The organism is Rhizobium sp. 05L419, assembly GCF_056397845.1.
Genome location: NZ_JBFTOF010000035.1, coordinates 18,407 through 44,582, shown reverse-complemented (window position 1 = coordinate 44,582; position 26,176 = coordinate 18,407). Strand labels below are relative to the sequence as shown.

Here is a 26,176-nt window from a genome sequence, read left to right as displayed (position 1 = left end):
GAAGATTACTCGACGATCGAGGCAACGATGCCGGCGCCGACGGTACGGCCGCCTTCGCGGATCGCGAAGCGCAGCTTTTCTTCCATCGCGATCGGAACGATCAGCTCGACGGCAACGGTGACGTTGTCGCCAGGCATAACCATTTCCGTGCCTTCCGGAAGCGAAACGATACCGGTCACGTCAGTCGTACGGAAGTAGAACTGCGGACGGTAGTTCGTGAAGAACGGAGTATGACGGCCGCCTTCTTCCTTCGTCAGGATGTAGGCTTCTGCCATGAACTTCTTGTGCGGCTTGACAGAACCCGGCTTGCAAAGAATCTGGCCACGCTCGACGCCGTCACGGTTCACACCGCGAACCAGCGCGCCGATGTTGTCGCCAGCCTGGCCCTGATCGAGCAGCTTGCGGAACATTTCAACGCCGGTAACCGTCGTCTTCGAGGTCGGGCGGATGCCGACGATCTCGACTTCTTCGCCAACCTTGACGATGCCACGCTCGACGCGGCCGGTCACGACCGTGCCGCGGCCGGAGATCGAAAACACGTCTTCGATCGGCATCAGGAACGGCTGGTCAATCGGGCGCTCAGGCGTCGGGATGTAGGCGTCAACAGCCGCCATCAGCTCGCGGATCGAGTCTTCGCCGATCTTCTTGTCAGAGTCTTCGAGTGCAGCAAGAGCCGAACCCTTGATGACCGGAATGTCGTCGCCCGGGAAGTCGTAGGACGACAGCAGTTCGCGCACTTCGAGCTCGACGAGTTCGAGAAGCTCGGCGTCCGGGGCAGCGTCGATCTGGTCGTACGCCTTGTACTCGCCGAAATACTTCGTGATCGCTGCCGTCAGAGACGTCTTGCCGTGGTCAACGTGGCCGATCGTGCCGATGTTAACGTGCGGCTTGTTGCGCTCAAACTTACTCTTTGCCATTTGAATGCTTCCTGTGAACGAAATGGGTGACCCCGGCGAACCGGTTTAGTGCCGCCGTTTAAGGCTTTCGGCGGGATTGCGCAAGACCTAATTGCGGACACTATTCCTTGCTGCAGCCGCATATGGGAATGAACCGTCCAATCGACAACGTCGGCTCCAGAAGGCAATGCGAGCACCTTGCCTGTGGCAGGGCACAACCGACTGATTATATGATACAACTTGTCTCGGTCGCTCGTGGGGAGCGCAAGTTGGGAGAATGCAATGGAACAGACGGAAATCGCAAAGCGATCGGCCAGCAACTTTCTGATCTTCGGCGCCTGCGCATTTATACTATGGATACTGGCAGCGACGATCGACTGGGTTGCTCAACTCCTGCGCCTTTCGTCGCCTGAACGCCTTCCGGCACTGGCGACATCCATCGTCAGCTCGTCGACGCTGCAGGCCATAGTCGCCATATGGCTGCTGACGGCAGCGGCGGCGATCGCCTTCCCGAAAATGCTCACGCCCCTGTCGACCACGACGACACTGATGTTCGACGTTGGATACGGCATTCTCGGGGCGCTGACGGGCTTCGGCATCGCCATTGGGCTCTTCGGCGGAGGCTGGTCCATCCTCGTGCGCGCGCTGATCTACAGCGCGATTATCGCGATCGGCTTCTTCGCCGTCCGAAAGTGGCTCTCAAGAGAAGAACTCAGGACGTACGGCCGCACAAGATGGGCCGTGGCCGGCATCATCGCCCTCGCATCACCCTTCGTTCTTTTGTGGGGCTGACGCGGATCGCGATATCGTTGCCAAAGCCGATCCTTGTGGATCGGCGCGGTCTATTCAATCGCTGCAGAATTGACTGAAACGCTTGGAGCGGGTAGCGGGAATCGAACCCGCGTATTCAGCTTGGAAGGCTGCTGCTCTACCATTGAGCTATACCCGCAGGTGGTCCGATCCAATGACGAATGGTGGAGAGAGTTGGATTTGAACCAACGTAGGCTGAGCCAACGGATTTACAGTCCGTCCCCTTTAACCACTCGGGCATCTCTCCAGTTTTTCGTCCGGATCGTGAGACCAAGCTCGAGACCTACGAAGCGTTGCCGCCCCTCGGTCTGCGCCGCGTATATGACCGGACGATTTCCTCATGTCAACACGAAGACAATGGAAAAAACACGAAAAAATTCATTAGCTGTTGAAAGCCCGGCMGCGAAAGAAATCCTATGCGGGAAGAACCGCCCTCGTTATAAAGCGGTATGAGCAAAGATAACAAAACAGGCGGCACGGCCGCTGACGAGAAATCCGCCAAGGATACGCATTATGCTACCCTGCGTCGGGCCCACCGCGACGGCAAGCGCGAACGCGGCGAAATTCCGACGCCGCTGCAGCAGAAGCGCAAGCGTGGTGGCGACGACTGGAAGCCACCGGCTTTGGCTCCCGACCAGGTCTATCTCTACGGCCTGCATACAGTTCGCGCCGCGATAGAGAACGAAGAACGGAAGAAGATCAAGCTGTCGGCAACACTGAACGCGCTCGCACGGCTTGAGGTCGATGCCGATGCGCTTGGCATTCCTGTCGAGATCGTGTCGCCGCAGGATATCGACAAGGTGCTCGGTCCCGAAGCAATCCACCAGGGCGTGATGCTGGAAACGCGCCCCCTACCCGTACGCCGTCTGGAAGCACTGAAGAACAGCCCGCTTCTCCTCGTGCTCGATCAGGTTACCGACCCACACAATGTCGGCGCCATCATGCGTTCGGCCGTCGCCTTCAATGCCGGCGCCGTCATTACGACGCAGCGTCATAGCCCGACTGAATCAGGCGTCATGGCCAAATCGGCCTCGGGTGCGCTGGAGCTCATTCCTTATATACAAGTCACCAATCTCGCAGATGCACTCGGCGAGCTGCACAAGCTCGGCTTCCTCACCATCGGACTTGATTCGGACGGTCCGGCGCCGCTCGAAGGCGCGTTTTCGGGGGAGAAGGTTGCACTGGTGCTCGGCTCGGAGGGCAAGGGGTTGCGACAGAAAACGCGCGACACCGTCAACGCACTCGCAAGGCTCGACATGCCAGGCGCCATCAAGTCACTGAACGTGTCGAATGCAGCGGCGATCGCCATGTATGCGGCGAGATTGCATTTGAAGGCTTAGGACGGTTCGGAGACGGGCCGCGACAAGAGGGGAATTGTCATGATCCGTTTTGCGCTTCGACCGGCGGCGTTGGCCGCCGCCGGTTTCCTTGCCTGTGGCTCGGCCTTTGCCGACGACGTCGATGCCGACATCGTGAAGGCGCAGGCGGGTACCTACCTGATCGCACCGGCAAGTGGTACACCGGGCTGCCGCATCACGCTGGGGACCGGCAACGCGATCGGCGGATATTCGCTTTCCGGTGAAGAAAATTGCTCCAAGGCGCTGCCAGCCTTTGCGGAAGCCTATTCCTGGAACTTCGACGAGAACGGCGGTGTGGTCATCATTGATGCGACGCGAAAGGTTCTTGCGCGATTCGTTGAAAACGAAGGATCGCCGCTGAAGACGGAAGGCGATGAACCGCTACTTCTGATCGAAGCGCCGAAAGGCGTCGATAGACTACCAACAGTCAAAAGCCTTGCCGGCAGCTGGACGCTTGAGCGACCCGCCGGCGAAAAGCTCTGCACGCTGAGCCTCAAGGATGAAATAGACGAAGACGGCAATGCGCCGCTGTCACCATCCGGAGACTGCAGCTCTGTCGTTGCCAAACTGAAGCTTGCGGTCTTCCACGTCGAGGGCTTCGGCCTCGTCCTGATGAGCAAGGACGGCGCATCCATATCCCTGGATATGCTCGCCGACGGCTCCTTCGAAAAAAGCCCGGAAGAGGGTGGGAAGCCCCTGCGGATGGTCAGGAAACAATGAGGCGCCTCGGTTTTGACGCCACCTGCTGCTAATGTCACCTCATACTCCGAACAACAAGGAGAAGAACCCGATATGGCAGTCCGCCCCCTTCTCATTGGCATCTCCTTCATCGTCGTGCTCGTCGGCATCGTTCTCAGCATCATCTGGATCGACAAGACACAACCCCTTCACCAACCGGATCCGCTCGCGCCGTCGGCAATTCCCTCGCAGCCAATTCCGGCTCCCACGCAATAACCATTTCTGCGCGACATCCTGGAACCGAAGATCTCCTGTCGCGTTGATAGGCGTGCGAAAAGGAGAAATCGCGTGGGCATAATGACAGCTGTCATTGCCTTCATGGTCGTTTCGGTCCTGAGCATCGCCGCCATGTCTCCCCCCGGCGACGGAGCAAAGACAGCCGGTGACCTGCTGCAAGCACGCGTACCCGAAACGGCACAGAACTAGACCCCGCGTCTTGCGCCCCTTTGCTTAATCCGCCTCGCCTTTTCCACGAACGAAATCAACGCAACGCGGATTTTTTCTTTACAGAACGACAGAATCTGGTACTTGGCAGGCATTGCCCTTGTAGCTCAGTTGGTAGAGCACCTGATTTGTAATCAGGGGGTCCCGGGTTCGAACCCTGGCGGGGGCACCACTAAATCGCTATACCTCAGATGCACGCACCTCGACATTCCGGTCGTGTTTCCGCGCCTCGGTTCCCGAAACGCTCTTGCCGGTTCGATTCGCCAGACGCAACCTCCCTCGAAGTGGACGGGGGACTCTGCGGGTCGTAGAATGGAATTCCGAACGGGGCTTCCAGGGAGGAGCGCAGATGGCCATCTTCATGGACCGGCATGATCTCGCGGGAACGTCCGCCGCCGAAATTGCGGAGGCGCACCTCAAGGACCTCGACATTCAGGATCGCTATGGCGTCAAGTTCCTCACCTACTGGTTCGACCAGCGGCGAGGAAACGCCTTTTGCCTCATGGACGCACCCGACGCGGAAACGGCGCAGTGCGTGCATCGGGAGGCGCACGGCTTCGTTGCCGGCGAAGTTGTCGAGGTCGCATTGTCGGCGGTCGAGGCGTTTCTAGGACGAATTAACGATCCGGAGCCCACAGGACAATCCTTGGGTGAAGTGGATTCCGGCCACCGCGCCATCCTCTTCACCGATATCGTCGGCTCAACTGAAATGACATCGCGCCTCGGCGACCGCATGGCGACCGAACTGGTGAGAGCGCATGACTCTGTGGTGCGCAGATCCCTCGGCCATCACACCGGCCGCGAGGTGAAGCACACGGGCGACGGCATCATGGCGACCTTCGCCTCGACAGCCGCAGCCGTCGAGTGTGCAATTGCGATCCAGCAGGAATTCCAGAGCTATAACCGCGGGAACCCCGAGCCGATCCACGTCCGCATCGGGCTGGATTGCGGCGAGCCTGTTGAGGACAGCAACGACCTGTTCGGCTCCACCGTGCAACTTGCGGCGCGACTGTGCGCGGCAGCGTCCACCGACCAGATCCTCGTGTCGGAGAACATATTCCGGGAGTACGGCGCCGCCGATCTCTTCGCTCAGGCCACGCGCCGACGGCTGAAGGGGTTTTCAAAGCCGATGCTGGCCTTCCAATGCGACTGGGCTGACGCCGAAATCCATTAGGCCAGCGCAAATATCAATACCACTCCAGCCATAGCCGACGAAAACACCCGTTGGCGGTGGCTACACGAGCCTTGTCCTGGCGCGCTCGGAATCGTCGATAGGTCTGACATGACTGGTATCGGCGAACGGCTAGAGCCCTAAAATGCCTTGTGGCGTGAACCTATTATCATTTAGCTAGGCGGACATCACAAAGGGCATTGCATGAGCCTCTCCTTTCAGACGCTGAGTTTCCAGGCTTCCCCGACGACTGAGGCGCTTGAAGCGCGGGACGAGCTGATTCGCATTTATGGCAACGTTCCAGCCGACGAAGCCGATGTCATTGTGGCGCTCGGTGGCGACGGTTTTATGCTGCAGACCCTGCACGGTCGAATGAATTCAGGCAAACTCGTCTATGGAATGAACCGAGGCTCCATCGGCTTTCTGATGAACGACTATCGGACGGAGAACCTGCAGGAACGGATAAACGCAGCGGTGGAAAACGCCTTTCGCCCCCTGGAGATGACGACTGCCAATGCCGACGGAACGAATTCCACGGCCCTTGCGATCAACGAGGTCTCGCTGTTTCGACAGTCCTACCAGGCCGCCAAGCTACGGGTGGAGGTCGATGGCGTGGTACGCCTCGAAGAGCTCATTTGCGACGGCCTCATGGTCGCGACGCCCGCGGGCTCCACCGCATACAATCTTTCGGCGCACGGACCGATCCTGCCTCTCGACGCACCGCTGCTTGCGATGACCCCGGTCAGCGCTTTCCGCCCTCGGCGCTGGCGCGGCGCGCTGCTGCCGAACAAGGTGACGGTCGACATCCATATTCTTGAAGCCGAGAAGCGGCCGGTCAACGCGGTTGCTGACAATTCGGAGGTCAAGTCGGTGCTTCACATCCGCATCGCGCAATCCGAGCATATGACGGCCCGCATCCTCTCTGACCCCGACCGATCCTGGTCGGATCGCATCCTTGCCGAACAATTCGAGGATTGAGGTGATGGACGTGAAAAGAATAGCTTTCTGGGGGCTACTGCTGGCCGGATGGCCGATCGCTGTGCTGGCGGGCGAGACCCGAGACGCGATCCTCCCTGCCGCCATCACCTTTGCCACAAGCACAGGCTATTGGGAGGACGACGACAGCGCTCCGGCAGTTCAGCACGCTCCGGCGACCACCGCACAATCCACGACAACGGCCGGCGTGCAGCAGAAGGCTCGCCACGGTTACTACAAGCTTTTCGCCGTCCGCCAGCCCGATCGGACCGCAAAGATCTATCTCCAGCAGATCGCACAGGGCGACGACGGACCGAGCATCGTGTCGACCGTGGAACTGCAGGAGCTGAATGACCTCAAGCCCTACGTGACCGACATCCGTCCGGAAAACTCGACCGGCATGCTGAAGGAGCCCGGCCTCTTCGCAATGGTCTATCTGAAGACGGACCCCAATTCGGACGCCGATAGCTGGACCGTGATTATCGATGAGTTCGGCGACGTGACGGTCGAGAAATCAAGCCACTAAATTTTAGCGAGCCCGAATCAAAAAGGCCCACGCGGGCCTTTTCAAGAAACACACTGCGAAATCGATCAGTCGATATCGTCGACGACCGCGTCGGCTTTGCCGCTGATACGGTGGGCAAGAGCAGCTTCCATGAACTCGTTGAGTTCACCGTCGAGCACGTCGTCAGGCGCGGTACTTGTGACGCCGGTGCGCAGATCCTTGACCAGCTGGTAGGGTTGCAACACGTAGGAGCGGATCTGGTGGCCCCAGCCGATATCCGACTTGGAGGCCGCTTCGGCGCTCGCCGCGTCTTCGCGCTTCTTCAGCTCGGCTTCGTACATGCGGGCGCGAAGCATGTCCCACGCCTTGGCACGGTTCTTGTGTTGCGAGCGCTCCTGCTGGCACTGCACAACGATGCCGGACGGTATATGCGTGATACGCACTGCGGAATCGGTCGTGTTGACGTGCTGGCCGCCGGCACCCGACGAACGGTATGTATCGATGCGGCAGTCGCCTTCGTTGATGTCAATCTGGATCGAATCGTCGATGACCGGGTATACCCAGATCGACGAGAACGATGTGTGGCGGCGTGCGTTGCTGTCATAGGGCGAAATGCGCACGAGGCGATGGACGCCCGATTCAGTCTTCATCCAGCCATATGCATTGTGGCCCTTGACGAGCAGCGTTGCGGACTTGATGCCGGCTTCTTCGCCGTCATGGACTTCCAGCAGTTCGACCTTGAAGCGCTGGCGCTCGGCCCAACGGGTGTACATGCGCAGCAGCATGTTCGCCCAGTCCTGGCTCTCGGTGCCGCCGGCACCGGAGTGCACTTCGACGTACGTGTCGTTGCTGTCGGCTTCGCCTGACAGCATCGCTTCCACCTGGCGGCGCGCGGCTTCTGCCTTCAGCGTCTTCAGAGCTTCTTCGGCTTCCTTGACGACGCCCTCGTCGCCCTCTTCCTCGCCCATCTCGATGAGCTCGATATTGTCGTTCAGCTGCTGTTCGAGCTGCTTCACTCCATTGATGCCGTCGTCAAGCTGCTGGCGCTCGCGCATCAGCTTCTGAGCCTCGGAAGCATCGTTCCAGAGGGTCGGGTCCTCTGCCTTGTTGTTCAACCAGTCCAGTCGTCTTACCGCCTGGTCCCAGTCAAAGATGCCTCCTCAGCAGGGTGATAGCCTGCTTGGTTTCATCGACTACGTTCTGGATTTCAGCTCGCATTTTCCTGCTTCTTTGATTTGGTCTTGCGTTGGCCCGTCAAATAGTTGTGGCGGCTGCGGATGTAAAGAGCCGCAACCGCCACAACTATTTTCGGGAAAGCTTAGTAGAGACCGCCGGAGCCTGACTGGACCGCCTGGTTTGCCTGCGGCGATGTCTTCAGGATCTCCTCGGGCGCCATGGTATTGTCCATACCAATGACCGAGAAACTGTCCGCAGGGCCGGTGCCCGGCTTGAAGGCCTCGATAATGGTGCTTGGATCGCCCTGCGCGGCCGCCATGCCGGTCTTGCGGTCGATCGGAATGAGGTTCATGCCCGCCGGAATGACGAATTTGGATGCCGGCATGTCCTTGACAGCGGCCTGCATGAATTCGTTGAAAACGGGCGCTGACAACGAGCCGCCGGTGCCGCCGCGTCCAAGCGTCGATGGTGCGTCGAAGCCGATATAGAGGCCCGCGACCAGATCGGGCGTGAAGCCAACGAACCACGCGTCCTTTTCGTCGTTCGTGGTGCCGGTCTTGCCGGCGACGTCGCGGTCGCCGAGCACGACTTTGCCGGCGGCGGTGCCGCGCTGGATGACGCCCTGCAGCATCGATGTGATCTGGTAGGAGGTCATCGGGTCAAGAACCGTCTCGCGATTGTCGACGACATTTGGCTCGTCCTGGTTCTGCCACTCGCTCGCATTGCATCCTTCGCAGACGCGTTCCTCATGCTTGAAGATCGTCTTTCCAAAGCGATCCTGGATGCGGTCGATCAGCGTCGGCTTGATCTGCTTGCCGCCGTTGGCGATGACCGAATAGGCCGAGACCATCCGCAAGACCGTCGTCTCGCCGGAGCCGAGCGACATGGCAAGAACCGGCATCATGTGATCGTAGATGCCGAAACGCTCCGCGTACTCGGCAACGACGTTCATCCCGAGGTCGTTTGCCAGGCGCACCGTCATGCGGTTGCGCGAGTGCTCGATGGCGAAGCGCAGCGTGTTGGCGCCGCCACCCTCGCCCTCGTAATTGTCCGGCGCCCAGACCTGGCCATTTCCGGTCTGGATCTGGAGCGGATCGTCGCTAACCACGGAGGCCGGCGTATAGCCGTTGTCCATCGCTGCAGCATAGACGAACGGCTTGAAGGAGGAGCCCGGCTGCCGCATCGCCTGGGTCGCGCGGTTGAATTCGGACTGCGCGTAGGAAAAGCCGCCGACCATCGCAAGCACGCGGCCGGTCTTCGGATCCATCGCAACCAGACCACCTTCAACCTTAGGAGGCTGACGGAGCCGATAGGACGCCGAGCTCTCATCGCCCTGGCGCTCCACATAGACAACATCGCCAGCTGAAAGTACGCCGTCCGGAGACTTCGCGCTCTTGCGACCAGTGGATGAGCGATAGGCCCATTGCATGTTCTTGGCCTGGATGACGCCGCGTTCGCGCTCGGCGGGGACCTTGCCCGCACCGTCCTTGGAGGGCTGCAGCCCGATGTCTACGCTGTCGTCGGAAGCGGCCAGCACGACGGCGAGGCGCCATTCGGGCACGTCGGAAAGCGCCGGGATGTCGGCGAGCGCCTTGCCCCAGTCGGCGGTCGTATCGATCTGCTTCAGCGCGCCATGAAACCCGCGGCGCTCGTCATAGGTGATCAAGCCGTCCTGCAGCGCCTTGCGGGCGAAGACCTGAAGCTGCGGATCAAAGGACGTGCGAACGGAGAGGCCACCTTCATAAAGCATCTTCTCGCCATACTGATCGACCAGCTGGCGGCGGACCGCTTCGGCGAAATAGCCGGATGCGAAGAGCGACGGACCGCTGGCGCGACCCGTTACGCCAAGCGGCTGCTTCTTGGCTTCGGCGCCGTCGGACTGGCTGACGTAGCCGTTTTCCACCATGCGGTCGATGACCCAGTTGCGGCGCTCGAGCGCGGCTTCGGGATGGCGGAAGGGATGATAGTTGGCGGGGCCCTTCGGCAGCGACGCGAGATAGGCTGCTTCGGCAACAGTCAGTTCGGTGACGGATTTGTCAAAATATGTGAGCGCGGCGCTGGCAATACCGTAGGAATTCAAGCCGAAGAAGATCTCATTGAGATAAAGCTCGAGAATCTTGTCCTTGCTGTAGGCCTGCTCGATGCGAAACGAGAGGATCGCTTCCTTGATTTTTCGGTCGATCGTCTGGTCTGATGTGAGGAGGAAGTTCTTTGCAACCTGCTGGGTGATCGTCGATGCGCCGACCGGGCGACGGCCCGAGCCGAAATTCTGAAGGTTGACCAGAATGGCGCGACCCAGACCAGTCAGGTCAACACCCGGATGATTGTAGAAATTCTTGTCTTCGGCGGAGAGAAAAGCCGCCTTCACGCGGTCCGGAATAGCCTGGATCGGAAGAAACAGCCGACGTTCCTTGGCATACTCGGCCATGAGGGCGCCGTTGCCTGCATGCACGCGCGTCGTGACCGGCGGCGCGTAGGTGCTCAGGACGGCGTAGTCCGGGAGATCCTTCGCGACATTGGATAGATAGACGGCGACAACCGCCGCCGCGCCCAGGAACAGGACGCAAGCCGCTCCGAAGAAATATCCAAGAAGTCTGATCATATCTAAGCTACCGGTATCTCAATTATCGATCGGCGCGAACACAACAGTCTCATGGATCGCGGCATTTTGCACGCTGCGCGAATTACTCCATGAGCGTTGCTGCCACAAGCCAATTCCGTTTCGAGGATGAAAACATAGCGGCGAGTAATGGCCTCAATGTGAGCAAACTAGGGCCTTGCCCCTTTAATTCCCAGGAGCAACGGTCTTTCCCACAAAAGTGTCACTTCTGAGCCACGCAGGCGCTCAGCCCCCGTTTGCCACCATTGAGGCGTGATAGCGCTTCACGGCCTTCGTCAGAAGGTCGGCCATCTTGTTGCGCCACTCGCCGTCCAGCAGCAGCTTCTCGTCGTCCTTGTTGGACAGAAATCCCAGCTCCAGCAGGATCGAGGGAACGTCCGGCGCCTGCAGGACGCGGAATCCCGCGTGACGATGCGGATTGTTGATCGTTCCGACCTGATCCTTGAAGGAGGCCAGCACGCTCTCCGCAAGCGAAATCGAAAACGCCTGCGTCTCCCGCCGCGTCAGATCGAGAAGGATATCCGCGACCTCTGGCGGTTCGGTCGCCGTCGCTTTACCGGCGATCTGGTCGGAAAGGTTCTCGCGCTCGGCAAGATCGGCGGCGAGCTTGTCCGACGCCCTGTCGGAGATCGTGTAGACAGTCGCGCCGCGGATATCCTTCTGCTTCAAGGTATCGGCGTGCATGGAGACGAAGAGGCCGGCATGATTCTGGCGGGCGATCACCACTCGTTCCGACAGGGACAGGAAGGAGTCGTCGCTGCGTGTCAGGAATGCCTTGATGCCGGGTTCACGATTGAGGCGATCGGCGAGCGCCTTAGCAAAAGCAAGGGTCACATCCTTTTCCTGCGTTTTGGTGTCAACACCGATCGCGCCCGTATCGATGCCGCCATGACCGGCGTCTACAGCAACGATGAAGTCGCTGCCGGCGGCGGGCTTCTCGACCGGAGCGATGGCATTCGTCGTCTGGGGAGAGACGGGCTCATTCCAGGACTGCGCCTTGACGAGGTCGGCAAACTTGGCCTTGTCGGTGATTTCCGCCTCAAGCACCAGCCGCTGGCCTTTGCCACCCTCATCGGCCTGAACCTTGGCAAGCGCCACCCTGACCGGTTTCGTTGCAGTCAGGACGATGCGCGCGCTATCCTCGTCCATCGCGCCGTAGCGAATATCCCTGAAAAGCCCCCTCGCTTCCAAGTCCTTCGCCGGGAAGCCGAAAGCCGTCGCAGGAAGGTCGACAACGACACGCTCGGGATTGGCAATGTAGTGGATCGAAAATGCAGGCGCACGGTCGAAATCGATCACGATACGCGTGCGGGCGTCGTCGCCGATGATCCGGGCACCATAGGCGAGCAGTGGCTCGGCCCCGGCATACACCAAAGCCGGAAGGCCACCCGTCAACGCACTCGCCACCGCAAGCAGCAGGCACACCAACCTTTTTCGTCGCAAACCGGATCTCACCGTCGCCTGCCGCATCCTCTTAAACACTCGACCGCCACACCCTAACTGTCATTCGTGATTGATCCTTCGCGGCAGACGCGAATATGACGATCCACTTTCGGCGCCTCCTTCAGCACAGAATCGGTATCGCTTATCCCCCTTTTTGTATGCGCCTTCAAATCCATCAATATTATGGCACAATTGGCTTTCCCCTTGCTATTGTGACGGAGAAAACATACAAGGATTTTCAGGGTAGAAGTGCTGATGGGATAGAGTCGCCGACACGGCAGCCAAACCGCGAGGACCTGGCGCCACAACCGGTAATCGTCCGCCGTCTCATGCGTTTTTGCTCGAAAATGGATCCTGAATTTTCCGGTGTACGCGGGAACTTCATCGGTGGATAGCCACCAACCGCTCTTTAAAGAGAGAGCAAACTCATCGGACCTGAATAAGGTCTTTGTTTTGTCGATCTCGCTTGGTCTTTGATGGTGTCGCAGCAGGTTTTATCTGAAGTCTACAGGCCCCGGGCGAAAAGCTTCCCCGCTGTTGTCTGGCTGCTGCCTTCCACACCGCACCAATCGCGACTTTCACTATCCGGCGCTGCAATGGCGGACCGCACCCCTTCTGTTTCATCGACAGGGGGAGATGCTGACGTTCGGCTGCGCCGAGGAGCACACCTTACATGGCAGACAAAATGCTTATCGACGCGTCTCACGAGGAAGAGACGCGCGTCGTTGTCGTTCGCGGGAACCGCATAGAAGAATTTGACTTCGAGTCCCAGCATAAGAAGCAAATTCGCGGCAACATCTATCTCGCAAAGGTAACGAGGGTTGAACCCTCGCTGCAGGCCGCGTTCGTGGATTACGGCGGCAACAGGCACGGCTTTCTGGCCTTCGCCGAAATCCATCCCGACTACTATCAGATTCCGCTTGCCGACCGTCAGGCTCTGCTGCGCGCCGAAGCTGAAGAGCATCGCCGCGACGAGGACGTCGAGCACGTCGAGACGGCGCCCCTTGATCTCTCCACTCAGGACCAGCCCTATGTCGGTATTGTCGTCTCGGACGTGCCTGAGGCCGAAGTTGCTCCGGTCGTAGAGGCCGCTCCTGCCGGCGAAACGGCTGAGGGTGCTCCGACCGAGGAGGCGCCGGCCAAGAAGGCCAAACCGCGCCGCAGCCGCAAGAAGGTAGCGCCTGCTGCTGAAGATGCCGTCCCCAGCGAGGCTGCTTCGGTTGCCGACAACGAGGACGAAGGCTCTTCCGGCGGCGAAATGGCTGCCATGGTCGAGACGGACTCGATTTCGGAAGACGTCGATGCCCGCCGCCGCGGCGGTGATGACGATGATGACGACGATCACGATCACGAAGAAGAAGTGATCGAATCCGTCGGCGCAGAAGATGCTATGGAGGAAGTTCCTGATCGCGTGCAGCGCAAGCCGCGCAAGCAGTACCGCATCCAGGAAGTCATCAAGCGTCGCCAAATCCTGCTTGTGCAGGTCGCCAAGGAAGAACGAGGCAACAAGGGCGCGGCTCTCACGACCTACCTCTCGCTCGCAGGCCGCTACTCGGTGCTGATGCCGAATACGGCGCGCGGCGGCGGTATTTCCCGCAAGATCACCAATCCGCAGGACCGTAAGCGTCTGAAGGAAATCGCCCGGATGCTCGAAGTGCCGCAGGGCATGGGCGTCATCCTGCGCACAGCCGGTGCCAACCGCACCAAGGTTGAGGTGAAGCGCGACTTCGAATACCTGATGCGCCTGTGGGAAAACGTCCGCACGCTGACGCTCGCTTCGACCGCTCCTTGCCTCGTCTACGAAGAAGGCAGCCTTATCAAGCGCTCGATCCGCGATCTCTACAACAAGGACATCAGCGAGATCATCGTTTCCGGGGAGGACGGCTATCGTGAAGCAAAGGACTTCATGAAGATGCTGATGCCGAGCCACGCCAAGGTGGTTCAGCCCTATCGAGACATTCACCCGATCTTCTCTCGCTCCGGCATCGAAGCGCAGCTCGACCGCATGCTACAGCCGCAGGTTACGCTGAAATCGGGCGGCTACCTGATTATGAACCAGACGGAAGCGCTGGTTTCGATCGACGTCAACTCCGGTCGTTCGACCCGCGAGCATTCGATCGAAGACACGGCGCTGCAGACGAACCTTGAGGCTGCCGACGAAGTTGCCCGCCAGCTCCGCCTGCGCGACCTTGCCGGACTGATCGTCATCGACTTCATCGACATGGAAGAGAAGCGCAACAATCGCGCTGTCGAGAAGAAGCTGAAGGAATGCCTGAAGAACGATCGCGCCCGCATCCAGGTCGGCCGCATCTCGCATTTCGGCCTGCTCGAAATGTCGCGCCAGCGCATCCGCGCCTCGGTGCTTGAATCGACCACGCAAGTCTGCTCGCATTGCGGCGGAACCGGTCACGTCCGTTCTCAGTCCTCCGTTGCCCTGCATGTCCTGCGCGGCATCGAAGAGTATCTGCTCAAGAACACGACGCACGACATCACAGTTCGCACGACGCCTGACATCGCGCTCTACCTGCTCAACCACAAGCGCCAGACGATTATCGACTATGAGGCACGTTTCGGCGTTGCGATCATCATCGATGCCGATGGCTCTGTCGGTGCGCAGCACTTCGCCATCGACCGCGGTGAGGCTGTCGAGAACCCGGTCAAGATTGAGACACTCTTCAATTTCGCTGCCATTCCGGAAGACGATGACGACGATGTCGTGATCGAGGTGGATGAAGAAGAAGACGAAGAGCTCGAAGATAAACCGGTTGCCTCCGAGCGTCCCGCTGCCCGTGCCGAAAGCGAAGGCGATGGCCGCAAGCGGAAGCGCCGCCGCCGCCGCCGTGGCCGCAATGGCAATGCCGAACAGCAGGCCTCGGATGACGCTGTCTCCGAACAGGCAGGCGATGACGAAGACGGCGACGACGACGGTGATGACGCCGACAACGCAGCCGCCGCGGAGGCAGTCGACGGCCGCGCAGAGGGCGACGATGCCCAGCGCCGCAAGCGCCGTCGTCGCGGCAAGCGCGGCGGTCGCCGCAGCCGTGAGGAAGGCGCCGAGCAGGATGCTGCCGGTGAGACCGAAGACAACAATGCCGCTGACACTGACGAGAGCGATGCTGGTGCAACCGCGGTAGAGGTCATCGAGGCTGTCGCCGAGGAAGCCGTCGCATTGCCAGCCATGGCTGCAGTCGAAACCGCTGCTTCTGTCACGGAAGATGTGAAGCCGAAGCGCGCCCGTCGCAGCCGAAAGGCCTCGCCGGTCGAGGAGCCGGTTGTCGAGAGCGAGGCTGTTTTAGACGTTGTTGCCGCGGCAGCCGAGCCTGAAGCAGCAGAGGCTGTTGCCGACCTTGCTGCGCCCGTCGAGGAAGAGGCAAAGCCTGCGCGCGCAAACCGCGAATCTAACATCTCCTCTTCGGAGCCGACCGTGAAATCGACCCGCAGCGATGCTGCCGAGAGCGACGGCAAGCCGAAGAAGGCCGGATGGTGGCAGCGCCGCGGTTTCTTCTGAGAGTGATTTTGCGATGTAAGTGATAGAGATCCGGCTGTGGCAAACAGCCGGATTTTTTATTGCGCGGCTTCAGCCGGGCGTTCTGCTGCCTGCCGCCACAGCCGGAACATAGGTCAGCACCACGTTTCCGTTCTTGAATGTTCGGCTACCAATAGGCTGCAGCCGAAGGTTCTCGGAGATACCTGCGAAGACGGAATGTCCGGCCCCCAGCGCGACCGGCACGATCACAAACTGAAAGCTGTCCACGAGCCCCGCCTGCGCCAGCAGGCAGACAATGCGGCCGCTTCCCAGCACGACCATATCCCGCCCCTCTTCGCGCTTCAGGGCACGCATGGCCTCGACAGGATCGCTCCCGATCAACCTTGTGTTGTTCCAGACGGCCTTCCGCATCGTCCTTGAGAATACGATCTTCGGCAGGCTGTTCATCGCAACTGCCATGACCGGATCGTTCCTCCTGGCGAAGTCCGTCGGCCAATAGGCCGTCATCAGGTCGTAGGTCCGCCGTCCCATGACAAGTTCGTTTCCGGAACTGGCATTGTCGGCAACGAACCTGTTGAACTCCGGATCGCGATCATGAGCCCAGCTCATGTCACCGCCGCTGTCGGCAAAGTAGCCATCAACGGAAATGCTAAGAAACACACTGAGTTTTCGCATGCTTGTCTCCCGATCCTCCTCCTGCGTCAGCCAAGGACGCAGACGAGAGACCGGTTCCGACAAGGAGCTCGCATTTTATTGAGGCAGCGACTGCCGATCGACCTCCAGGACGCTTATTTGCGTTCTGCGATAGCAGTTGCCCGGGGATACTCTCCATAGAAGCCGCGCCAATTCGCAATGGCGAAGCCGAAGACGACCAGCGCTCCGGCCTGATGCAGCAATCCCCAGTGAAGCGGCACCTGAAACAGCAAGGTGGCGACGCCGATCGCCGCCTGGATCGCGACAAGGGAAAAGAGCACGACGGCACGGCGCGCGTGCGTCGTGGATGGCGCGGAAACGAGTGCGACGATCATGTTGATCAATGTCAGAGCAAACAGCGTATAGGCGCCGACACGATGAACGAACTGCACGGTCTTAGGGTTCTCGAACAGATTGATCCAGGCGGGCTGCTGTATCAGAAGATCGGAGGGGACAAGGGCGCCATCCATCAAGGGCCAGGTATTGTAGCTGAAGCCTGCGTCCAGACCGGCAACCAATGCACCAAGATAGATCTGGAACAGCGCGAAGCCAGCGATGATTCCAGCCCATATGTGCGCATTTCTGGTCGGCGGCGCATCGTCCGAATGCGGCGAAAGCGCGCGCATGATCCACATGCACGATGCGAAGATCAAACAGGCCATAATCAGATGGGTGGCAAGCCGGTATTGGCTGACATCGGTGCGCACCGACAGGCCCGACGAAACCATCCACCAGCCGATTGCTCCCTGAAGACCGCCGAGAGAAAAAATACCGACCAAGGGCCATCGCAGGCGCCTTTCGATCCTGCCCGCTACCCAGAAATAGAAAAGCGGCAGCGCGAAGATGACGCCGATTCCGCGGGCGATCAGCCGGTGCGCCCACTCCCACCAGAAAATACTCTTGAACTGCTCAACGGTCATATCGCTGTTCTGCTGCTGGTACTCAGGAATGCGCTGGTAGAGCTTGAATTCCTCGTCCCATTCGGCAGCGTTGAGCGGAGGGATCACACCATGGATCGGTTTCCACTCGGTTATCGAGAGACCGGAGTTGGTCAACCGCGTCGCGCCCCCGACGATGACAAGACAAAAGAGCGCAAGAAGGACAAGCCCGAGCCAGATGCGAACGGCCCGGCGGTTGCCGTCCTGCCTGCGCACTTGGCGCAAGATGTCCTGTTCAGTGGTGGTGTTCGCGATGGCCATGGATACTCCTTCATTCCACCAGTTGATTTGCCTTAGCGGCTGAGGCAAAACAAGCCCCGTAGCTTTGCGGCATGCCGTCGCGGCGCTCTCCAATCTCCTCCCGGAAGACAATCCATGCCCGTCCGCCTTCGCAAATTCATCGGCACGATCCTCATCATCGTTCTCGTGCTCGCCTATGCGGTGCTGGCAAACACGATCGCGGTTGCCACGCTCGGCGAAGCGCCTTGGTGGGGACAGTTGCTGTATTTCGCGCTGAGCGGCCTGCTATGGGTGTTGCCGGCGATGATCATCATCAAGTGGATGGCCGGCCCGAAACAGCAATAGGCCGTTAATCACGAGATAACGATGATTGTCGGAATAGTTGTCGACCCACGTTCTATAAACCAAATGGATGCTTCCGTTCTTTATCCTCTTCGCTCAGCCATTTTGAGCGGAGAAAACACATGCGGACGCAAAAGCTTCATGTCGATGGCGAGCCGCGTGGCCAGGCCGGACATGCCGACACCGACATTCCTCGACAGAGGGCGCTGGAAGCAAAACTCGTCGCCAAAGCGTTTCATATCGATATCGTCGACGCCATGGAGGCTATCGAACACGAGTGGCGCGCACTTGAGCGAGATGACCTGAATTCGCTGCACCAGGGCTATGACTGGTGTGCGTCCTGGGTCAAGGCACATGGTAACCCCCTCGCCCTTGTTCGAGGCCGATCGGGAGACGAGACCGGATTCATTCTTCCGGTCGAGATCGTTCGGTCGCGCGGCGCGCGGATCGCCAAGTTCATCGGTGCCGACCACAGCAACATCAACACCGGCCTATTTTCGCCCGAGTTTGCCGAGGCGTCCCGGGATATGGATCCGCATCGCTTCAGCGATCTGTTGCGGGCGGCGCTTGGCGGGCGCGCCGATCTCCTCCTGCTGCAGAACATCCCGCTGGACTGGCGCGGTCGTGACAATCCCCTCGCGGTCCTGCCGATGGTACAAAATCAGAACCATGCCTATCAACTGCCCCTCCTCGACACTCTGGAGGCGACGCTCAAGCAGGTAAACGCGAAGCACCGACGCAAGAAATTCCGCGTCCAGTTGAAGCGGCTGGAGTCACTGGGCGGGTTCGACTACGTCGCCGGCGGCGCACCGGAGGAGCAGCACCGCCTTCTCGATCATTTCTTCAAGCAGAAAACCGAACGCTTCAAGGCGATGGGATTGCCCGATGTATTCGCCGACCCCGCGACGAGAGCTTTCCTGCATGGCGCCATCGACAGCAGAGGCGCCGACCCCCGCGCGTTCGGGCTTGAGATGCATGCGATCCGGCTCCGCGGAGAGTCCGACGGCGATATTGCTGCGGTTTCAGGCATCTCCAGAAAGGGCGATCATGTGATCTGCCAGTTCAGTGCCATCGACGAGCGCGTCGCGCCCGACGTGAGCCCTGGTGAGTTCCTGTTTTGGCAGATGATCGCCGGACTGCACGGCAAGGGCGTCAGCCTCTTCGATTTCGGCCTGGGTGACCAAGGCTACAAGCGCTCATGGGCGCCTGTTGAAACCGAGCACTACGACGTGGTTCTACCGATTACGGCACGTGGCGGCGTAAGCGGCTTTGCGCATCGGGCCATCACCCATTGCAAGGCCTACGTCAAATCGCGTCGCGGGCTCTACCGATTCGCTCAGCGAGTGCGTAGGTTGACCCGTGTCTGATCAGGCGGCCTGGCGGGACGCCGCCGCATCAGCGGTATTATCGCCGCCGGACATCAACACGACGCGCTGATAGCCAGCCTCCTCGAAGTCGGTCATCGCGGCCACGAACTCGCTTTCGACAATCTCTGGCATCGAGAGAATGATCTCGACATCCTTGCTGTGCGTCAAGCGGGAAACGCCGGCGACGTTGGCCGCCCCGCACTCGACCAGCACAAGATCGTAAGCCGAAGCCAGCGCGTCGAGCAGCAGAGACAGGCGGTCGGCACCGCGCATGGCCCGGCGCATATCACTGGTGCCCTGCGGAATGATGTGGGCATCAGACGAGCGATCACCATGGATGGTCTCGCCGAACGCCGCCTTACCGCAGAGCAGGTCGGTCACGCCGAGTTCGGAGCGACGCTCCGCCATCAAGTCGGTAGGATGACCGGAGCCCGTCATATCGACGAGAACGACGCGCGATCCGGCAGCGGCCAATTTGCGCGCCAGCGAGACCGTTGCAGCAGAGCCGCCATCGCCGGTGGGCGAGATCGCGATCGCAAGAGGTGCACGACTGCCAATCAGGTAGTCCGCTACCGAGGCCACAGAGAATTCGTTCTCATCGGCGGGGGCCTCCAGCCCGGCAGTCTCCTCCACCGGCTCATCCGCTTCGGCGATCACAGCCAGCATACTCGGTGCGGCGACGCGTTTCGGCGGCTCCGACACTGCGATCCTCTCTTCCTCCGTGCGTTCGCTTTCTTCCAGAATGGAAACCGGGCGAAGCGCACGGCCGCTGAACAACTCGGCCAGCATGATCGCGATCGCGCTCACGATGAACGTCGCCAGGGCAACGACCGTCACGATCGGAACAACCTTGGGAAAATAGGGATCGACCGGCTGGATGGCGTTCGACACGACGCGCGCATCGGCCGGGCTGGAATTCTTGTCGGCGCGTGAAGCTGCCTCGCGATATCGCGACAGATAGGTTTCGAGAAGCTGGCGCTGCGCGGTGGCCTCGCGCTCCAGAGCGTTCAGGCCGACCTCGTCCTCGCCGGCCTGGGCACTGTTGGCCTTGACCTTGTCCGATTGCTGCTCAAGCTCCTTAGCCCGAAGAGACGCAACATTCGCCTCGTTTTCGATGCTCGCCAGAATTTTCTGTGTCTCCTGGCGAATCTGCGTCTTGATGTCGGCGAGCTGAGCGCGCAGGCTCTTCAGCCGGGGATGATTGTTGAGAAGCGAGGTCTGCAAATCGGAAATCTGCGATTGCAGCGCCGATTCCGTTCCCTTCAGGCGCTGGATCGACTGAGAAGACATGATATCCTGGAGCGTATCGGACGGTTCGCCTGATGACAGGGCGTTGCGGACCGACTGGGCGCGTGCCTCGGCATTCGCCCTCTCTGCGCGGACGCGCGTCAATTCTGCGGAAACGTCGTTCAGCTGCTGCGTCGGAAAATTGGTGCCGCCATTCGTCGGCAGCAATCCGTGCGCGGCGCGATACTCCGCCGCCTTCTGCTCGGCGTCATTGACCTTTCGGCGCAGGCTTTCGATTTCCGGTTCCAGCCAGCGCGTCGCTTCCGAATTCGAATCCAGTTTCGCGCCGCTCTGCTTGACGAGGTAGGCAGCCGCCATCGCATTCGGGATGGTTGCGGCAAGTTTTGGATCCTTTGACGTAAAGGTGATGCCGATCACCCGCGAGCCGGGCACCTGATAGACCTGCAGCCGCTCGGTGAACGCGTCGATGACGCGCTCTTCAGGCGGGTTCTCAAGCGGACTCTTCTTGAGATGAAGCGCCACAAGGATATCGCCGAGCGCCGACCGGTTGGAGGTGACATCGAACTCCGGCAGCTCGTAGAGCCTCTGGGTGTTGATGACCTGCTTGATCAGGTCAGCCGATTGAAGGAGCTGTACCTGGCTCGCGATGTTGAGTTCATCGAGCAGCGGACTGGTGCCCGCATCGTTCGTTTGCGCATTGGCAAACGCGGGCGCCCGGGGTTCGATAAGAATACGCGTCTCGCTGCGGTACTTCGGCGACATAATCTTGGCGCCGGTGAATGCGACCCCTGCCCCGAGTACTGTAATCGCCACGACCTTCAGCCGGCGTGCCCAGACGGCACGGACCAACTGCCCAAGATCTATGTCCACATCCTGATGACCCATTACGCCGGACATGCCTGTACTCCAAGAACAAAGGTGCCGTCAGGGTAAATGACTATAGTAACTCAACGGTTAATGCTTACTTCGAGGACCTGAACGACCGACGCGAGGGCAACAGCGAAAAAATGGACGATCTTTACCGGCCATTAACCCTAACGGATCGATAACGACTGCGAAGAAGTCCATTTCCTGTGAGCAACCGCGGATGCCTGTCGCACAGCCCAAGTTTCTGATGGCTTTGAGCCTTGCCGCCATGACTGCGGTCCTGGGCGGCTGCAACAGCTATCAGCCTGCTCCCAGAGCGTTCAACGAAGCAACGATCCAGCCCTACTCTCTGGACAGCGGCGACCGGCTGCGTATCACCGTGTTCGATCAGCCGAGCATGACCAACACCTATACGATCGACCAGGCAGGCTATATTGCCTTCCCGTTGATTGGGCAGGTTCCGTCACGCGGTCGGACGCTCCAGCAGCTATCAGGCCAGATCGCCCAGAAGCTCAAGCAGGGCTACTTGCGGGACCCCGACGTCACAATCGACGTCGATCGCTACCGGTCGATTTTCATCCTCGGCGAAGTCGGCCAGCCGGGACAGTATGCCTATGTGCCAGGCATGACGGTCCAGAACGCGGTGGCGATCGCCGGCGGCTTTAGTGCCCGTGCAAACCAGGGTGGCGTGGATGTAACAAGAAAGATCAATGGCCAGGTCATCACTGGGCGCGTGAACATTTCCTCGGCCATTGTTGCGGGCGACACCATCTATGTGCGCGAACGGCTGTTCTGATCGTTGATGAGCACGAAACGCCCTCTTCGCATTCTTCACTGCTTCAGGTCACCGGTCGGCGGGATCTTCCGCCATGTACGTGACCTGGTGGTGGAGCACAGCAAGGCCGGGCATGAGGTTGGCATTCTCTGTGACAGCTCCACCGGAGGAGAACACGAGGACAGCCTGTTCGACGAAATCCGCCCGTATCTCGCACTCGGCCTGACTCGCGTTCCGATCCGACGCGCCGTCAGCTTCTCGGACCTTGGCGTAATCTGGGACACCTACAAGAAGATCAAAGGTTTGCGGCCGGATGTGTTGCATGGGCATGGCGCCAAAGGCGGCGTGCTCGCGCGGTTGGCCGGCTCAGCCCTGCGGGTAAACAAGTATCGCGTAGCCCGCCTCTACACAGCGCATGGCGGAAGCCTGCACTATTCTCGGTCGTCGCTACTGGGGCAGTTCGTGCTCCGGATGGAGCGCCTGCAGGAATATTTCACCGACGCACTCGTCTTCATCTGCGAATACGAGCGTGACACCTATGCCAAAAGGGTCGGGCGCCCTCACACGGAAACCCGGCTGATCTACAACGGCATCGGCGAACGGGACTTCGAGCTCATCCCCACCCGGTCGGACGCGGTACACTACATTTACGTCGGCATGCTGCGGGACCTTAAAGGTCCCGACCTTTTTGTGGATGCCTTTGCAAAAGCAGAGCGCATCGTCGGACGGCCGCTCTCAGCCCTCATGGTCGGCGACGGACCGGATCGTGACCGGTATCGCGACATGATGGTCGAGCGCGGCCTTGGCAAACGTATCGGAATGCTGCCTGCCATGCGTGTCCAGCAGGCGTTTGCGATGTCGCAGAACCTCGTCGTGCCATCGCGGGCAGAGGCGATGCCCTATATCGTGCTCGAAGGGCTGGCCGCCGGCAAGACGATCATCGCGACCCGTGTCGGCGGCATACCTGAAGCACTGGGCAAGGATAGCTTCGCATTGGTCGCACCTGAAGACTCGGACGATCTTGCGCGCGTCATGGCCGACGCCATTCGCGTACCCGGCTGGCATGACGCCGCAATGCCTCCGATGGAAAAGGTGAAAGCTGTCTTTTCCGCTTCCGTCATGGCGAACGAGGTTCTGAAATTGTACCAGGAACTCCTGGAGCGCCAAGGGCCGCATGGAAGTTTAACCACTTCGTAAAAGTTTCTTAGGGCCTTTCTGCTATTGCCTGCGGTGAAACAGCGGCGGTAGCCTCATGGACAAGGCAGAAAAAAGCGGTCAATTCGATCTGGAAACGTTGCGGAAGCAGGTTTCCGACGTCAATATAACCGATGGCAGCACCCGAGAACCGGTTCCCCAGGAGCCGCTAAACTCGTATGCACGCCAAATTGCCGAGCAATTCAGCGATGGCACGCGCTCCCCCGCGATCATCATCGGCCAGTTCCGCCTGTTCGAGTTTCTCTCACAATTTGCGATCGGACTTGCCGCCTTCTTCGTCTGGCCGGGTGACGGCAGCGAGACATTTTCGGGGCGTGCACTGGTTGCAGCCGTAGCAGCTGCGTTGCTCGTCGTCGCCCTGCAAACCGCCGACAGCTATTCCATACCGGCGCTACGGGCACGAATGCACTTGCTGCCGCGTGCGTTTGCCGCATGGGCGCTCGTCTTTCTGTTGACGACGGCAATGATCGCACTGCTCAGCCATGTCGGCTGGCTGCAGATGCAGGCCTATATCGCGTGGTTTGCCCTCGGCGCCATCGTCCTCCTGAGCTCCCGCTTCCTTGTCGCCTACGGCATCCGCAACTGGGCTCGCAACGGCATCATGGAGCGCCGGGCTGTCCTCGTGGGCGGCGGTCAGGCCGCCAAGGACCTGATCCGTCTCCTCGAGCAGCAGGCCGATAACGACATCCGCATCTGCGGCATCTTCGATGATCGTGGCGAAAAGCGTTCGCCGGTGATGGTCGCCGGCTATCCGAAGCTCGGCACCGTGGCCGAACTTGTGGAATTCACCCGCATAACGCGGATCGACATGCTGATCATCGCCCTGCCGCTCAGCGCCGAAGCGCGTATTCTCCAGCTCTTGAAGAAACTGTGGGTGCTGCCCGTCGACATCCGTCTTGCGGCACACGCGAACCGTTTGCGTTTTCGTCCGCGCGCCTATTCGCATGTCGGTTCGGTGCCGATGCTCGATATTTTCAACAAGCCTATCCGCGACTGGGATTCGGTTGCCAAGCGATGCTTCGATATCTTCTTCGCTCTCGTGGCGCTTGTCCTTCTCTGGCCGGTCATGCTGGCGACTGCCGTCGCGATCAAGGTGACATCGAAGGGCCCGGTTTTCTTCATGCAGAAGCGCCATGGCTTCAACAACGAGATCATCAACATCTTCAAGTTCCGGTCGATGTACAGTCATATGGGCGACCCGACCGGCCGCGCAGCCGTCACCAAGGCGGACCCGCGCGTCACGCCCGTCGGCCGCTTCATCCGCAAATCGTCGATCGATGAATTGCCGCAGCTGTTCAACGTCCTCAGAGGCGATCTGTCGCTCGTCGGGCCGCGCCCGCACGCCGTCCTCGCGCAAGCCCGCGACCGTGCTTTCGGCGATGTCGTCGAGGGCTATTTCGCCCGTCACCGCGTCAAGCCCGGCGTTACCGGCTGGGCGCAGATCAATGGATGGCGCGGAGAGGTCGACAATGACGACAAGATCAAGTTCCGCACGGCCTATGACCTCTACTATATCGAGAACTGGTCGCTGTGGTTTGACCTGAAAATCCTGTTCCTGACGCCGTTCCGTCTGTTCAATACGGAAAATGCCTATTGAGCGCGATCGAGGGGACAAATTCGCGTGTCGCCCATCCGCAGCGGGCGACCCTGCGCCTCATCGGTTCGGCGGCCGTCGCCTTCGGCGTATTCCTTTCCGGCTTCGTCATCGATGAGCCGGCACCCTACGAGCTCTGGATGGCCGGTCTGATCGGTATCTGGTTCATCCTGGGATTGAGGATTTCGCGCTATACCGCCCCACTTCTGGCACTGCTGCTTACCTTCAACGTTGGTGGCATGCTGTCTCTTACGCAGATGAAGGATCTGGCCTCCGGTCCGATGTATGTCGCGGTATCGACTTTTCTGGCACTGACCTCGATCTTCTATGCGGCGATCATCGAAGACAGCCATCGCCGTCTGCCGCTGATCTTCAACGCCTGGGCATTCGCCGCCGTCATCACCTCCTTGCTTGGCATTCTAGGATATTTCCATGCGTTTCCGGGATCCGAGGTCTTCACCCTCTATGACAGGGCGAAGGGCGCATTCCAGGATCCGAACGTCTTCGGCCCTTTCCTGGTACCCCCTTCCCTCTACCTCGTGCACGGCATCCTGACGGGCAAGCTGAAAGCGGCCCCGATCAAAGCAGCCGCACTGCTGATCCTCGCGCTTGGCGTCTTTCTCTCCTTTTCCCGTGCCGCCTGGGGGTTGTTCCTGCTCGCAATCGTGCTGCTTATCTTTGTCATGTTGCTCAAGGAACGAAGCGGCGCATTTCGCCTGCGAATTCTCGTTCTGTCCCTGGCAGCGATCATCATGATGGTGGCATCGCTTCTGATTGCCCTGCAGTTCCCCAAAGTGAGCGACCTCTTCTCGACGCGCGCGCAGCTGGTGCAGCAGTACGACGGTGAACATCTTGGTCGCTTCGACCGCCACCGTATCGGGTTTACGATGATGATGGAGCGGCCGCTCGGCATCGGACCTCTGGTCTTCGGGTCGATCTTCACGGAGGACGAACATAACATCTGGCTGAAAACGCTGACAACCTACGGCTGGCTCGGCTTCGTCATCTATATCAGCATGCTTTGCTGGACTCTCTATCTCGGCTTCAGGAACCTTCTCAAAGACCGGCCATGGCAGCCCTACATCATGATCGCATCGATTGCTGTTCTCGGCCATGCGACCATCGGCAACGTTATCGATATCGACCACTGGCGCCACGTCTACCTGCTCTTCGGCGTCGTCTGGGGCTGTGCTGCGCTTGAGCAACGGCATATTCGCAACCAGATGCCCGGCTTGCGCCGCCAAGCCACTTGCGAACTGCAGCCGCCGCGCTAG

The 26,176-nt window shown here is 59.9% G+C and carries 22 protein-coding genes and 3 tRNA genes; 16 read left to right on the top strand and 9 right to left on the bottom strand.

Going from position 1 to position 26,176, the window contains the following annotated elements; all coding sequences use genetic code 11:
• Nucleotides 1-5: 5 nt before the first annotated feature.
• Nucleotides 6-917, bottom strand: a complete 912-nt coding sequence (locus AC1DMK_RS28215) for an elongation factor Tu (RefSeq protein WP_477863656.1) — start codon at nucleotides 915-917, stop codon at nucleotides 6-8.
• Nucleotides 918-1,178: 261 nt separating this feature from the next.
• Here AC1DMK_RS28215 and AC1DMK_RS28210 point away from each other — a divergent pair, with 261 nt between their 5' ends.
• A complete protein-coding gene (locus tag AC1DMK_RS28210; protein ID WP_477863655.1) occupies nucleotides 1,179-1,688 on the top strand; it encodes a hypothetical protein in 510 nt (169 codons plus the stop codon).
• Between the two features lie 83 nt (nucleotides 1,689-1,771).
• Here the strand turns inward: AC1DMK_RS28210 and AC1DMK_RS28205 are convergent.
• Both AC1DMK_RS28205 and AC1DMK_RS28200 read right to left on the bottom strand, forming a co-directional pair.
• Nucleotides 1,772-1,845: transfer RNA gene (locus AC1DMK_RS28205), tRNA-Gly, on the bottom strand.
• A 23-nt stretch (nucleotides 1,846-1,868) separates the two neighbouring features.
• Nucleotides 1,869-1,953 (bottom strand) — tRNA-Tyr (locus AC1DMK_RS28200).
• 202 nt (nucleotides 1,954-2,155) lie between these two features.
• Here AC1DMK_RS28200 and rlmB point away from each other — a divergent pair.
• The 8 genes from rlmB (at nucleotide 2,156) to AC1DMK_RS28160 (ending at nucleotide 6,918) form a co-directional block, all read left to right on the top strand.
• Entirely contained in the window at nucleotides 2,156-3,046 is an 891-nt protein-coding gene (rlmB, locus tag AC1DMK_RS28195; RefSeq protein ID WP_037068460.1) for a 23S rRNA (guanosine(2251)-2'-O)-methyltransferase RlmB, read from the top strand.
• A gap of 39 nt (nucleotides 3,047-3,085) precedes the next feature.
• Nucleotides 3,086-3,784: an AprI/Inh family metalloprotease inhibitor gene (locus tag AC1DMK_RS28190; RefSeq protein ID WP_477863654.1), complete on the top strand. Its 699-nt coding sequence runs from the start codon at nucleotides 3,086-3,088 to the stop codon at nucleotides 3,782-3,784.
• Between the two features lie 72 nt (nucleotides 3,785-3,856).
• Nucleotides 3,857-4,018, top strand: coding sequence for a hypothetical protein (locus AC1DMK_RS28185; protein ID WP_196246834.1), 162 nt, complete (start codon nucleotides 3,857-3,859; stop codon nucleotides 4,016-4,018).
• Between the two features lie 72 nt (nucleotides 4,019-4,090).
• Entirely contained in the window at nucleotides 4,091-4,228 is a 138-nt protein-coding gene (locus tag AC1DMK_RS28180; protein WP_477863658.1) for a hypothetical protein, read from the top strand.
• Between the two features lie 114 nt (nucleotides 4,229-4,342).
• Nucleotides 4,343-4,418: transfer RNA gene (locus tag AC1DMK_RS28175), tRNA-Thr, on the top strand.
• A gap of 177 nt (nucleotides 4,419-4,595) precedes the next feature.
• The gene (locus AC1DMK_RS28170) at nucleotides 4,596-5,420 is read left to right on the top strand and encodes a nickel-binding protein (RefSeq protein ID WP_037068465.1); all 825 of its coding nucleotides are present in this window, start codon (nucleotides 4,596-4,598) and stop codon (nucleotides 5,418-5,420) included.
• A 201-nt stretch (nucleotides 5,421-5,621) separates the two neighbouring features.
• Nucleotides 5,622-6,395: an NAD kinase gene (locus tag AC1DMK_RS28165; protein ID WP_037068468.1), complete on the top strand. Its 774-nt coding sequence runs from the start codon at nucleotides 5,622-5,624 to the stop codon at nucleotides 6,393-6,395.
• Nucleotides 6,396-6,399: 4 nt separating this feature from the next.
• Complete coding sequence (locus AC1DMK_RS28160; protein ID WP_477863653.1) at nucleotides 6,400-6,918, top strand: hypothetical protein; 519 nt, start codon at nucleotides 6,400-6,402, stop codon at nucleotides 6,916-6,918.
• Between the two features lie 65 nt (nucleotides 6,919-6,983).
• Here AC1DMK_RS28160 and prfB read toward each other — a convergent pair.
• The 3 genes from prfB to AC1DMK_RS28145 all read right to left on the bottom strand — a co-directional run bounded on the left by prfB (nucleotide 6,984) and on the right by AC1DMK_RS28145 (nucleotide 12,163).
• A protein-coding gene (gene prfB, locus AC1DMK_RS28155; protein WP_196246836.1) for a peptide chain release factor 2 occupies nucleotides 6,984-8,115 on the bottom strand; the annotation gives its coding sequence in 2 pieces (ribosomal slippage) (nucleotides 6,984-8,045 and nucleotides 8,047-8,115; 1,131 coding nt in all).
• Between the two features lie 100 nt (nucleotides 8,116-8,215).
• Complete coding sequence (locus AC1DMK_RS28150; protein WP_477863652.1) at nucleotides 8,216-10,675, bottom strand: penicillin-binding protein 1A; 2,460 nt, start codon at nucleotides 10,673-10,675, stop codon at nucleotides 8,216-8,218.
• A 243-nt stretch (nucleotides 10,676-10,918) separates the two neighbouring features.
• On the bottom strand, nucleotides 10,919-12,163 hold the full coding sequence (locus AC1DMK_RS28145; RefSeq protein ID WP_477863657.1) for an N-acetylmuramoyl-L-alanine amidase: 1,245 nt from the start codon (nucleotides 12,161-12,163) through the stop codon (nucleotides 10,919-10,921).
• A gap of 646 nt (nucleotides 12,164-12,809) precedes the next feature.
• Here AC1DMK_RS28145 and AC1DMK_RS28140 point away from each other — a divergent pair.
• Nucleotides 12,810-15,644, top strand: coding sequence for an Rne/Rng family ribonuclease (locus tag AC1DMK_RS28140; RefSeq protein WP_477863651.1), 2,835 nt, complete (start codon nucleotides 12,810-12,812; stop codon nucleotides 15,642-15,644).
• Between the two features lie 69 nt (nucleotides 15,645-15,713).
• Here the strand turns inward: AC1DMK_RS28140 and AC1DMK_RS28135 are convergent, their stop codons facing one another.
• Together AC1DMK_RS28135 and AC1DMK_RS28130 are read right to left on the bottom strand one after the other, a co-directional pair.
• A complete protein-coding gene (locus tag AC1DMK_RS28135) occupies nucleotides 15,714-16,298 on the bottom strand; it encodes a dihydrofolate reductase family protein (protein ID WP_477863650.1) in 585 nt (194 codons plus the stop codon).
• 113 nt (nucleotides 16,299-16,411) lie between these two features.
• The gene (locus AC1DMK_RS28130; protein ID WP_477863649.1) at nucleotides 16,412-17,515 is read right to left on the bottom strand and encodes a COX15/CtaA family protein; all 1,104 of its coding nucleotides are present in this window, start codon (nucleotides 17,513-17,515) and stop codon (nucleotides 16,412-16,414) included.
• A 114-nt stretch (nucleotides 17,516-17,629) separates the two neighbouring features.
• Between AC1DMK_RS28130 and AC1DMK_RS28125 the strand changes: the two genes are divergently transcribed.
• Together AC1DMK_RS28125 and AC1DMK_RS28120 are read left to right on the top strand one after the other, a co-directional pair.
• A complete protein-coding gene (locus AC1DMK_RS28125; RefSeq protein ID WP_037068490.1) occupies nucleotides 17,630-17,839 on the top strand; it encodes a DUF2842 domain-containing protein in 210 nt (69 codons plus the stop codon).
• Between the two features lie 119 nt (nucleotides 17,840-17,958).
• Nucleotides 17,959-19,203, top strand: a complete 1,245-nt coding sequence (locus tag AC1DMK_RS28120; RefSeq protein WP_037068492.1) for a GNAT family N-acetyltransferase — start codon at nucleotides 17,959-17,961, stop codon at nucleotides 19,201-19,203.
• Here the strand turns inward: AC1DMK_RS28120 and AC1DMK_RS28115 are convergent, their stop codons facing one another.
• Nucleotides 19,204-21,348 (bottom strand): GumC family protein, encoded by a 2,145-nt coding sequence (locus AC1DMK_RS28115; protein WP_477863648.1) that lies wholly within the window; start codon nucleotides 21,346-21,348, stop codon nucleotides 19,204-19,206.
• Between the two features lie 190 nt (nucleotides 21,349-21,538).
• Between AC1DMK_RS28115 and AC1DMK_RS28110 the strand changes: the two genes are divergently transcribed.
• The 4 genes from AC1DMK_RS28110 to AC1DMK_RS28095 are packed head-to-tail and all read left to right on the top strand — an operon-like array spanning nucleotide 21,539 to nucleotide 26,176.
• A complete protein-coding gene (locus tag AC1DMK_RS28110; RefSeq protein ID WP_037068496.1) occupies nucleotides 21,539-22,114 on the top strand; it encodes a polysaccharide biosynthesis/export family protein in 576 nt (191 codons plus the stop codon).
• A 6-nt stretch (nucleotides 22,115-22,120) separates the two neighbouring features.
• Complete coding sequence (locus AC1DMK_RS28105; protein WP_477863647.1) at nucleotides 22,121-23,290, top strand: glycosyltransferase; 1,170 nt, start codon at nucleotides 22,121-22,123, stop codon at nucleotides 23,288-23,290.
• A 55-nt stretch (nucleotides 23,291-23,345) separates the two neighbouring features.
• Complete coding sequence (locus AC1DMK_RS28100) at nucleotides 23,346-24,905, top strand: undecaprenyl-phosphate glucose phosphotransferase (protein ID WP_477863646.1); 1,560 nt, start codon at nucleotides 23,346-23,348, stop codon at nucleotides 24,903-24,905.
• Nucleotides 24,902-26,176 (top strand): O-antigen ligase family protein, encoded by a 1,275-nt coding sequence (locus AC1DMK_RS28095; RefSeq protein ID WP_477863645.1) that lies wholly within the window; start codon nucleotides 24,902-24,904, stop codon nucleotides 26,174-26,176. Before AC1DMK_RS28100 ends, AC1DMK_RS28095 begins: the two co-directional genes overlap by 4 nt.